Below are 11,129 nucleotides of genomic sequence, written 5' to 3' on the forward strand. Positions count from 1 at the left end.
TACCCAATTTTATTTTCTAATTCATAAAATTGGGTAAGTGATTATTTCTTTATTGCTTTTACCATACGGTCATTACCTAACATGTCTTTTTTAAGCTCTACATCTGTAAAATTCAAAGACTCAAATAAAGCAACTGTTTCTGGGCCTAGATATTGATTAATTTCATAAAACAGCAAGCCCTTTTCTTGCAAATTATCATTTGCTAACTGTGCAATCTTTCTATAAAAGATTAAAGCATTATCATCTTCCACAAATAATGCTAAATGCGGTTCATAGGCTAATACATTCTTTTTTATCTCTACTTTTTCAAGATTGCGTACATAAGGAGGATTAGACACGATAATATCATATTGCTCTACCAAAGTATCTACCTGTAACACATCTTGCAGAATAGTTTCTACTTGTACTTTATTGTGCTTTGCATTTTTTTTAGCTACGTTAAGAGCATCTTTAGAAATATCCATTAAAGTTACACGCGCTAAAGGCAATTCTTTTGCAAGAGTAATACCTATACAACCGCTTCCTGTTCCGATATCTAAAATGCGTATCGGCTTGCTTGTATCGACGCTATTAATAATCCATTCTACAAGTTCCTCTGTTTCTGCTCTAGGTATAAGTGTGCTAGCGTTTACCTCAAAAGTAAGTCCATAAAAATACGCTTTACCAAAAATATACTGTATTGGCTTCTCTTGCATAAGATCATGTAAAACATTCTCCCATTGCTGATTTTTATCCGTCTTAAGTTCTGGATGCATTATCAGATCAATACGGGTCTTCCCTTCTAATTCTTCTAAGGTGATTAAAAACAATTGTTCAGCTTCTGTCTCATCATACAAAGGGGATAGAGATTTTTTAAAACGTTTCTGATAATCTTTCACTTGCATAGTTATACACTAAAATTAAGGAGTTTTAGCTAAAAAGCTTAAATTTGTTCAAAGATACAGTTTTATCAATTTTGGAAAAACACGAATTATACATTTCTCGCTGTTTGCAACTTGCCAAACAAGGAACTTTTGCCGCGATGCCAAATCCATCTGTCGGAGCAGTTGTTGTACATAATAATAAAATTATAGGTGAAGGATTTACATCCGCCTATGGAGGAGCTCATGCGGAGCCAAACGCCATAGGCGCAGTAAAAGACAAAGACTTACTTAAAGAAAGTACTTTATATGTAAGCTTAGAACCTTGTAGTCATTATGGAAAAACTCCTCCTTGCTGTGATTTAGTAATAGAAAAACAAATTCCTAGAGTTGTTATTGGAACAATTGACCCCTTTGCAAAAGTATGTGGAAGAGGCATTCAAAAAATGAGAGAGGCAGGTATAGAAGTTATTGTTGGCGTACTAGAAAAAGAATGTCAAGAAAGCAATAAGCGCTTTTTTACTTTTCATCAGAAAAAACGCCCTTATATCATTTTAAAATGGGCAGAAACCCCTAATCATTTTATTGCCCCACTTACTAAAGACAGTCAAGAACCTTTTTGGATTTCTAATCGATACTCAAAACAAATAGTTCATCAGTGGAGAAGCGAAGAAATGGCTTTTTTAGTAGGTACAACCACAGTAATAGACGATAATCCTTCTCTAACAACTAGAGATTGGTTTGGAAAACACCCTGTGCGTATTTTTATTGATAGACGAGGAAAAATTAATAAAGATTATACAATATTTAATGGTGAGTCTAAGACTATTTGTATTACAGCAAATAAAAACCTGCTTTCTAATGATAATATAATTTATGAATATGTAGATTTTGATAAAGACTTACCTCCCCAAATTTGTGAAATATTGTACAGACATAACATCCTTTCTTTAGTCATTGAAGGAGGAGCCTACACCTTACAATCATTTATTGATGCACAGTTGTGGGATCAAGCACGTATTTTTATTGGAGGAAATAATCTTAACGAGGGAATTTACGCTCCCAAATTAAATAATTACAAAGTAATCACTACACAACGTATTTTAAACGATACATTAAATATTCTAGAGCCAAAAGCATGAGTGAAGCAATTGATTCATACAAAACAATAAGCAAACCAACTGAAGAAGTTTTATATAAAGAAAAGAATAGTAAATTTTATGCTTATGCGTTTCCTATTCAACAGGAAGAAGAAGTAAAAGAAGTATTAGATCGCATCAAAAAAGAACATTACAATGCTCGTCATTGGTGCTACGCTTTTCAATTAGGGGCAGAACAAATATATTATCGAGCTAATGATGATGGCGAACCTAGCAACACTGCAGGAGCTCCTATTTACGGTCAAATTCAATCATTTGAGGTAACGGATATCTTAATTGTAGTAGTTCGTTATTTCGGTGGTATAAAGCTTGGGGTGGGTGGATTGATTACTGCTTATAGAGCCGCTGCACAAATGGCTATGGAAGAAGCTGATATTATTGAAAAAACAATAGACAAGAAATTTAAAGTGCGCTTTGAATACAAAGACATGAATAATGTAATGCGGGTTATCAAGGAAAAAAATCTAAATATTCTCAACCAAAAAATGGAAATGAGCTGCGAAATAGAACTTTCTATACGCAAAAGTGAATACCAACAAGCATTAGATGCATTTATACCCTTCTATGAAGTTAAGGTCATCGAAGCTGATAGTGAAGACTATTAAACAATAGCAGTTTTAGTGTAACTGCTATTGTTTAATAAAATTATTTTAATTGTTTTTAATCGCTTTTTTCATCTCTTCTTTTTCTTGATCACTAACTTTTAATGTTGACTTATTTTCTTTGTAATATTCTTTTCCTTGTTTAATAAAATCTTTAATTTCTGATTTATTTTTCGTGATATAATTTTTCAACTCTTTTTCTAACTCATCACCTGTAACATTCAGATGACCTCCATTTTTTTTAATCATTGCTGTCAGAATATTAATATAAATATATCCTGAAGCTAAGGTTATAGCATACAAAGTACCCGCCATCAAAGCTGTTCCACCAACACTGCCAATACCTGGTATAAATTTTAAAGCACTACCTACTGCAACAGCTGCACCATAACTTAATAAATTAGTTGCTACACCAGAAGCTATTGTCTTTATCACATTTTCAGATAACTTTAACCCTAATTTCCCATTTATTCTTGCATACATTCCCCATATAGCAGACGCACTTCCTAATATATCAACCCCAGGTATTGGAATAAAAGCTGCACCTATCACAAATCTTGAGTGCCATTTTACGATACTCACTATATCTTCTGGTAAAACATTAGTTGCAATATCTTCTGCTGATGTAATTAATTTATATGCTGCTTGAAATAATTTAGTATCACTCATATTACTATTACTATTATTATTACTATTATTACTACACTCCCCTACCAACAAACCCAATCACCTTCAATAACTTCTGCAAGACATCCATACTTTTGTATTTGTTGCTGTAATTCATAATTAGGATTTACCCTAATCTTTATGATATATTTGTCTTCAGTATCCTTTACAACAACCTGACAGTGGTGAAGTTTTAAAGTCTCTAAATAAGGCTTTTGTGTCGGATCAAAAGCAATAACTACATCTTGTAAACCGTTTCCTGCTAGATCTACACCTACTATCTCATCAAAGCGCGCTTTTGCCTCCTTTATCCTATTAATAAAGTTTTTACCTGTGTATTTCACAGATTTTATACGATCCATACCAAAGCTTCTGAATTCTCCATTATATGGCAATTCTCCAATTAAATACCACCGATTCTGATACTGCTTAAAATAAAGCGGATTCACAATTATTTCTCTCATTTCATCACTACGATACCCCTGATGAGTAAGTTTCACCTGTTGATTTTCTATCATTCCTCTTTGTAGGATTGTTAGGTGAGTCTCTTCTCCCGTACTCATACAAGGTTCAAACTCTAAAAGTTCTACCATTTCTTTATTCTCTTCTAAAGAATATTGTAAAACTTGCATTGCTTTAAAGTGATGAATTAATTTCATTAGTTTATCGCGATCAAGTTGATCCATATACTCTAAACTGTAACTATCTGAACCTTTATGGTAAACAACTTCAAAACCGTAAATTTCAATCATCTTTTTTCGCAAGCGATTCCAAGTTTCATAGCTTATAATTTTAGGATTTCCATCTCTATCCTTCTCTCCCTCACTAGATGCCTTTAAAAGATCCTCTTTAGAACAGGTTTCACAATTCTCAAATAATTCTAATATATTATATATCCTCTTTAACTCTTTCATAATTTCATTGTTATATAGTGACAGTGCAAACCTAAATGTGTTGACTGTCATTTTACACAAGTCAAAAAAACTTTTTAATATTTTAAAAATGCTAAAATTGTCCTATGCCAAACATCCCAGCTAAATGCGGCAGAAGGATGTGTAATCCTCAACAATGGTATATTTTTCCCATTATTTAATGTATAACACCACACCTCATGAGATTCAATAGAAGAAACTATTAAATCTTGACCTTGCATTCCTTTATTAGGTAAATTATCATATAAACGCTGCCCCCAAGCTATTACATAATCTGGCTGTAATTGCTCTAATACTTGAAAAAAAGCTTCTTCTGCCCCCCTAAACTCTGCAGCAGTAGGTGCTTTTCTCGCTTCTGAAATAGGTACTTGTACATAGTTATAAAATGCTATACTATTCCAAATTCGTTTCTTACCTAAAAGGTCAATATTTCCTCCTTCCAAAGCTTTCGCAAATTTTGTATAAGTATTTTTATAAGGTTCATGAAAACTATTCTCGTCAAATAAATCTTTTATAATATCTATTGTCAAACTTGACACTGCATCCTTTGCATTTTCACAATAATGGCTTTCACCTAATACTAAAATACGTTTCCCATTAATTCCTTTCTGATACTCACTTCCTATCCATGGTAAAAATTTCACTTTGCTCATACTTACTTTATTTAATTATATTTTTCCTATTCACTTTTTTAAACTTTCATTGTTATGCAGTGACAGTACAAACATATTTGAGATGACTGGCAAAAATGTCCAATCAAAAAATAAATTTATTTTATTTCCTTAACTTCAATAAAACCAGGATTACAAGCAAAGCCCTTTTTTAAATCGATCCCATAAACTCTCATAAAAGCATCATGTATTGGTTTCCCATCCTCTACCATCCAAGGTGGGCTAAAAGAAATAAATTCTACTTTCATTCCTTTTTCAATATACAATTCACCTTCTTTGTGGCTACGTCTTACTATAGCTTGATATATTGCCATGAACACCTCCTTTAGATAAGTAAACTTAACTACTATCTCATATAAATACTTCTAAAAAAGGGTGAACACACAATATTTTCTAGTAAACAAAAACTGCCTAAAGAAAACTGCCGTTTCACTCATTATTTTTAACAAAAAATACTTAAATAAAAATAGAGAAGGAGTTAAGTGAATCTTAACTCCTTCTCTATTTTTATTTTTTTATTTAAAGTAATACTATTTACTATATTCTAGCCATTGAGCAAATCGTTTATCAATAATTGGCTTGATTAATTGATAATTTTCTTCTGTATCTTCTACGTGATAGAAACTTTCTAAATGTGTATTAGTATCATGCGCATGTTGTATAAAGATACTTTCGTAATCATCTGCAAAAGAATTATAATGTTCTGCAAAATCTGTTTCATCTTCATAATAATCTTTTGCAAAGGCATTCCCTTCTTGATTTAAATCATAAGTTGCTAACTTTTCATCACAAACTTGTATAACAAAATCAGCTCCGGTTAGCTCCCCATTAATTACATCATCAATCTCTTCTTCAGCATCTTCCTCTAATTCTTCAGAATATAGTTTTCTTTCAAGACACCACCTCATAAACATTCCTATATGGGTTGCTCCTTTTTCTGGTGTTAAATCATCTGGAAACTCTCCTCCATAATGCCATGAAGCATCATCATACTTTGACATAATTATTGTGTTTTTAGAATTTTAATATACTTTCAAAAGTAATCATTATATCGTCAAACAATTTAAGTAATATAATTATTTTACAATGAGTTTTTACTTTCAAATAACACAGAATTTCAAAAGAATAAACTATAAATACTTGCTACTTGTTATCACATCAGACTTCTCTTACTCTGTAGCATTAATTCATATAGCATTAATTCATATTTTTGCAATCTAAAATAATTAAAATGAATACAGAACTGGAATTCGAATATATAGAAACCGATCGCTATAAACTTAGAATAGTGACTGCCGAAAAATATAAAGCTTACTTAGACTCTGCAGATGTTCAAAGGATAGCAGACTTTACAGGAAAATCACTAGAAGAAGCTCAATTAGAAAAAAACAAAGCTCAATATGGCTTCAGAACTCATAATAAAACTTTTATCATGTTTATGATAATTGATAAACAGAGCCAAAAAGTAATTGGAGATTGTGGATTTCATACTTGGTACTTAGACCACAATAGAGCTGAAATTGGATATGCTTTATTCAATGACCAATCAAAAGGAAAAGGTGTAATGACGGAAGTATTAAAAAGAGTAATTGAATATGGTTTTGACACACTGGGTTTACTACGTATTGAAGCATTTATTTCGCCAGAAAATATAGCTTCACTAAAAACAGTTGCTAAATATGGTTTTACGAAAGAAGGACAAATGAGACATCACTATTTAAAAAATGGTATTTATGATGATTCAGTCATTTACTCTCTTCTAAAACAGGAATACAGAAAGTAATTCCCTTTATCACTCATTAAAATAACTTCTTCTAAAATAAATTATCACTGCATTATCATTCTAAGATAAAATAGTAATGATTATATATTACTAGAATTTTTCATTACTGCTCCCGTTATGTATATCGCTTTATCTACTAGGAGTCACAAGGAACTTAATTAAGAGATGATAAAGAACGCAATTAAGACACATAGAACTAGACATATCGAAATATTATTAAATAGGTATAATAGTTAAATGTCATAAAATATCTATTTTAATATAAAACCTCATAGACACTAGCCTATGAGGTTTCTTTTATAATACGTAATTATTTTAAATATATATCAGTCTTTAATGTTCATAAAGTCTAGAAATTCATTATAATGTTTTGCTAAAAATAATTTATATCCATCTGACTCATCGATAGGCACCTTTCTAAAATCTGGTTGATCAACTAGATAATATAAAAAGGCATCTACACGCTCTTTGGGAATATTCAAATCTTTCACTAAGCTCTCTTTAGGATATTCCTCTAAAAATGCATTGACTGCAGTTTCTAAACGTTCATAAACAATTGCTTGTTTATCTCTTTTTCGTTTCCCAGACAATAAATTTACAATTGCGTCTATACTTATCCCTAAACCTCCAGTCTTAGTTGCAGAAGTAAGAGTATTATTTTTACTGTAATTAATTTCTGCTGGTGATAATTTACTACGCTCGCCCAAACCTAAGAAATCACTTCCTAAATCTTTTTTTAGAATTACAATTTCTTCAAGATTTTGACCAGGCTTACTTAAAAGTATATTTACTCGTCCAGTTTTTAAATCTTCTTTTGAAATTATATAGTCTGAAGTAGCACTTAATTTACTTAAAAATCGCAAAGTATCTCCTTCTTTTGCTACTACTAAATAATAACCTGTTTCATCAGTTAGAGTAGATTCATTCGTGCTTCGATTAACAATTTCTACAGGAATAACTTTACCATCTAAAAGTCTAACGCGTCCATCAATCAAATTACCTTCTTGTGCAAAAGTTGCCGTAGTGACTAAACTTCCTGCCAAGAGAAGCCAATTAGTTGCTTTCATATCAAATGTTTTTGTAAATATAAAAAATAACTTTCTTTAACTATCGAAATAATTGATGAAGTTTTATACACTCATCAAAGTCTCTAATTTATTTTTTAAATATTCTGGAGGAGAACAAGGACGTCCAGTACTCATATTTACAAAAACTAAAACTGAGTTAGCTGTTGTTAGTAAATCACCTTGTTCATTGAACAATTCATAATCAAATTCGATCTTAACTGCAGTAACTTTTACCAATATAGTTCTAACTGTAAGTATATCATCGTATTTAGCCGATTTCTTGTAATTCATCGTTAAAGATACCACTGGTAACATCACCCCTGCATCTTCCATAGACTTATAAGACACTCCTAAGTTGCGAAGCCACTCAACTCTCGCTATTTCAAAGTATTGCGCATAATTACCATGATATACAACACCCATTTTATCTGTTTCTGCATAACGCACACGAACCTGCGTATCAAAGATTTTTAGATCTCTCATTTAAAATTTGTTTCTTTATTTTTTTATACTACTTACCAATTTTTTTTGGTATATACAATGACTAAAATGTTTTTTTATCACAAAAATTGTTCACATATTTGCCACAGAAATCATTTAAGATTTCTTCCCCACAAATCACTCAAAAGTAGTAACTGTTTTTTAATTATAACCAAAAATGCGTGAATATACGAATATGACAGCTGAATCTGTATGGAACAATTGTCTCGAATTCATTAAGGATAATATTCAGGAGCAAGCCTTTAAGACTTGGTTCATGCCTATTAAGGCAATTGAATTGACTAATGATAATTCGTTGTGTATTCAGGTACCTAGTAAATTCTTCTATGAGTGGTTAGAAGAGCACTATGTAAAAATTCTTAAAGTTGCATTGACTAAACAATTAGGTCCAAATGCAAAATTGTTGTATAAGATTCAAATGGAATCTACTGCAAACAATAAACAACCTTTTACAGAGCAATTACCTAGTAATCAAAGAAGCCCTTTAAAACCACAAGAATTAGACGTACCTGTTCAAAACAAAAATCCGGAACTTAAAAATCCTTTTGTTATTCCAGGAATACGCAATGTTAAGATTGAATCGCAGTTAAACTCAAACTATTCTTTTGATAATTTCTTAGAAGGAGATTCTAACCGCCTAGCGCGTTCTGCTGGTTTGGCAGTAGCTAATAAACCTGGTGGTACTTCTTTTAATCCACTATTAATATTTGGTGGTGTAGGGCTGGGTAAAACACACTTAGCACAAGCCATCGGGGTTGAAATAAAAGATTTATATCCAGAAAAAACTGTTTTATATATTTCAGCAGAGGTTTTTACTCAACAATATGTTGATTCTGTTAGAAAACAAACAAGAAATGATTTCATCTATTTTTATCAATTAATTGATGTATTAATAGTCGATGACATTCAATTCTTATCAGGTAAATCAGGAACACAAGATGTATTTTTTCACATCTTTAACCACTTGCACCAAAACGGAAAACAGGTAATCCTTACTTCTGATAAGGCACCTGTAGATATGCAAGATATCGAACAACGCTTACTTTCTCGTTTTAAATGGGGATTATCTGCCGAGATATCACATCCAGATTTTGAAACTAGAGCAAAAATTGTTGAAAGCATTTTATTCCGTGATGGCGTACAAATGCCGAAAGAAATTATTCACTACGTAGCTCAAAACGTAAATACTAATATCCGTGAATTAGAAGGAGCTATTATCTCTTTAATCGCTCAATCTTCATTTAATAAACGCGAAGTTACAATAGAGTTAGCTAGACAAGTAGTTGAGAAATTTGTTAAGAATGTAAAAAGAGAAATCTCTATTGATTACATTCAAAAAGTGGTTTCTGAATATTTCCAAATCGATACAGATACTTTACGTTCTAAAACGAGAAAAAGAAATATTGCACAAGCTAGACAACTTGCAATGTATTTTGCAAAAAAATATACTAAGTCTTCTTTAGCTAGTATTGGTTCTCAAATTGGTGGTCGTGATCACGCAACTGTTTTACACGCTTGCAAAACAATCGACAACCTAATCGATACTGATAAAGAATTCAAGAGATATCACGACGATATTAATCTTAAGTTCAATATGTAATGAAAGCAAAGATCTTAATGGTTTGTTTAGGTAATATATGCCGATCACCTTTAGCAGAAGGAATCTTAAAATCAAAACTATCTAAAGATAGTTTCTTGGTTGATTCTGCTGGCACAGGAGCATGGCATGTAGGACAACAACCAGACCCTAGATCTATCGAAGTTGCACAACATTACGACATTGATATTTCAAAACAACGTGCTCGTCAATTTACAATTGACGATTTTGATACTTTCGACAGAATATATGTCATGGATCAATCAAATTATGAAAACGTTGTAAAACTAGCTCCTAGCGAGGAAGCAAAAAACAAGGTTATGCTTATTTTAAACGAGCTTCAACCAGAAAAGAATCAAGAGGTACCCGATCCTTATTTCGGTGGACCAGGAGGTTTTTATCACGTCTATAAACTATTAGACGATGCATGCAATGTAATAGCCAAAGATTTACAATCTTAGATATACCGAAAAGGAGGAAATTTATTTTTCCTCCTTTTCTTTTTTATTATTCTTACCTTTGCTCAACTAAAAAAAGAGATTTAGACAACTGATGACTGATACTACAACTTTAGGTACATTATACTTAATACCAATTACACTTGGAGAAACTACTAACCCACTAGATGTTTTACCTCAGACGGTACAAAGAGTGATAGAAATGTTAGATATTTTTATCGTTGAAAATGAAAAGACAGCTAGAAGGTTTATCAAAAGTATTTGTCCCGAAAAAAAACAATCTGAACTAATACTTTATCCACTAAATAAACACACTGAGATTAGTGAATATAAAGATTACATCAAACCATTATTAGAAGGAAAAAGTGTTGGAGTAATGAGTGAAGCTGGATGTCCTGGTGTTGCAGATCCAGGAGCAGTAATTGTAGACCTCGCGCATAAAAAAAATATCAAAGTTACCCCTTTAGTAGGTCCTTCTTCTATCTTGCTTTCTGTTATGGCATCTGGAATGAATGGTCAAAGCTTTGCTTTTAATGGATATTTACCTATTGATAAAGGAGAAAAGAAAACGACATTAAAAGCATTAGAGAAACTCTCACAAGATAAAAATCAGTCTCAGCTTTTTATTGAAACTCCTTATCGTAATAATCAATTATTACAAGATATGTCTCAAATATTAAATCCTAATACTTTAATATGTGTAGCTTGTGATATTACTTTGGAAACAGAGTATATTCAAACAAAACCTGCTTCACTTTGGAAAAAAACAAAAATAGACCTTCATAAACGTCCGTGTATATTTATTATTCATAAAAAATTAGATACAAAAAAA

Annotated in this window: 14 protein-coding genes; 6 read left to right on the plus strand and 8 right to left on the minus strand. The window is 31.6% G+C overall.

The features are described from left to right. Positions 1-41: 41 nt before the first annotated feature. Positions 42-884, minus strand: a complete 843-nt coding sequence (gene prmC / locus RH98_RS08490; RefSeq protein ID WP_010252998.1) for a peptide chain release factor N(5)-glutamine methyltransferase — start codon at positions 882-884, stop codon at positions 42-44. A gap of 44 nt (positions 885-928) precedes the next feature. Between prmC and ribD the strand changes: the two genes are divergently transcribed. Together ribD and RH98_RS08500 are read left to right on the plus strand one after the other, a co-directional pair. After that, positions 929-2,002, plus strand: coding sequence for a bifunctional diaminohydroxyphosphoribosylaminopyrimidine deaminase/5-amino-6-(5-phosphoribosylamino)uracil reductase RibD (ribD, locus tag RH98_RS08495; RefSeq protein WP_010253000.1), 1,074 nt, complete (start codon positions 929-931; stop codon positions 2,000-2,002). After that, positions 1,999-2,625, plus strand: coding sequence for an IMPACT family protein (locus RH98_RS08500; RefSeq protein ID WP_010253002.1), 627 nt, complete (start codon positions 1,999-2,001; stop codon positions 2,623-2,625). The genes ribD and RH98_RS08500 overlap by 4 nt, the downstream gene beginning before the upstream one ends. 45 nt (positions 2,626-2,670) lie before the next feature. Here RH98_RS08500 and RH98_RS08505 read toward each other — a convergent pair whose 3' ends face one another. The 5 genes from RH98_RS08505 to RH98_RS08525 form a co-directional block, all read right to left on the minus strand. Continuing rightward, complete coding sequence (locus tag RH98_RS08505; RefSeq protein WP_010253004.1) at positions 2,671-3,291, minus strand: hypothetical protein; 621 nt, start codon at positions 3,289-3,291, stop codon at positions 2,671-2,673. Between the two features lie 41 nt (positions 3,292-3,332). Then, complete coding sequence (locus RH98_RS08510; protein ID WP_010253006.1) at positions 3,333-4,202, minus strand: helix-turn-helix transcriptional regulator; 870 nt, start codon at positions 4,200-4,202, stop codon at positions 3,333-3,335. Positions 4,203-4,276: 74 nt separating this feature from the next. After that, complete coding sequence (locus RH98_RS08515) at positions 4,277-4,873, minus strand: uracil-DNA glycosylase family protein (RefSeq protein ID WP_010253009.1); 597 nt, start codon at positions 4,871-4,873, stop codon at positions 4,277-4,279. A gap of 116 nt (positions 4,874-4,989) precedes the next feature. Beyond that, entirely contained in the window at positions 4,990-5,205 is a 216-nt protein-coding gene (locus RH98_RS08520) for a DUF6140 family protein (protein ID WP_010253011.1), read from the minus strand. A gap of 216 nt (positions 5,206-5,421) precedes the next feature. Then, complete coding sequence (locus RH98_RS08525) at positions 5,422-5,892, minus strand: DUF7832 domain-containing protein (RefSeq protein WP_010253014.1); 471 nt, start codon at positions 5,890-5,892, stop codon at positions 5,422-5,424. Between the two features lie 230 nt (positions 5,893-6,122). Between RH98_RS08525 and RH98_RS08530 the strand changes: the two genes are divergently transcribed. Beyond that, entirely contained in the window at positions 6,123-6,674 is a 552-nt protein-coding gene (locus RH98_RS08530; RefSeq protein ID WP_010253017.1) for a GNAT family N-acetyltransferase, read from the plus strand. Positions 6,675-7,000: 326 nt separating this feature from the next. On the opposite strand, the gene RH98_RS08535 is transcribed toward RH98_RS08530, so the two are convergent. Together RH98_RS08535 and RH98_RS08540 are read right to left on the minus strand one after the other, a co-directional pair. Beyond that, positions 7,001-7,741 carry a hypothetical protein gene (locus RH98_RS08535; protein ID WP_010253019.1) on the minus strand — a complete coding sequence of 247 codons (741 nt, stop codon included), beginning with the start codon at positions 7,739-7,741 and terminating at the stop codon, positions 7,001-7,003. 63 nt (positions 7,742-7,804) lie between these two features. Next, positions 7,805-8,224: an acyl-CoA thioesterase gene (locus RH98_RS08540; RefSeq protein ID WP_010253021.1), complete on the minus strand. Its 420-nt coding sequence runs from the start codon at positions 8,222-8,224 to the stop codon at positions 7,805-7,807. 175 nt (positions 8,225-8,399) lie between these two features. Between RH98_RS08540 and dnaA the strand changes: the two genes are divergently transcribed. From dnaA to RH98_RS08555, 3 genes are all read left to right on the plus strand, one after another. Continuing rightward, complete coding sequence (gene dnaA, locus RH98_RS08545; protein ID WP_010253022.1) at positions 8,400-9,842, plus strand: chromosomal replication initiator protein DnaA; 1,443 nt, start codon at positions 8,400-8,402, stop codon at positions 9,840-9,842. Beyond that, on the plus strand, positions 9,842-10,300 hold the full coding sequence (locus tag RH98_RS08550) for a low molecular weight protein-tyrosine-phosphatase (protein WP_010253023.1): 459 nt from the start codon (positions 9,842-9,844) through the stop codon (positions 10,298-10,300). The genes dnaA and RH98_RS08550 overlap by 1 nt, the downstream gene beginning before the upstream one ends. A gap of 91 nt (positions 10,301-10,391) precedes the next feature. Next, on the plus strand, positions 10,392-11,129 hold a 738-nt coding region (locus tag RH98_RS08555), incomplete at its 3' end, for an SAM-dependent methyltransferase (RefSeq protein ID WP_010253024.1).

Source organism: Myroides injenensis M09-0166 (assembly GCF_000246945.1).
Lineage (GTDB): Bacteria > Bacteroidota > Bacteroidia > Flavobacteriales > Flavobacteriaceae > Flavobacterium > Flavobacterium injenense.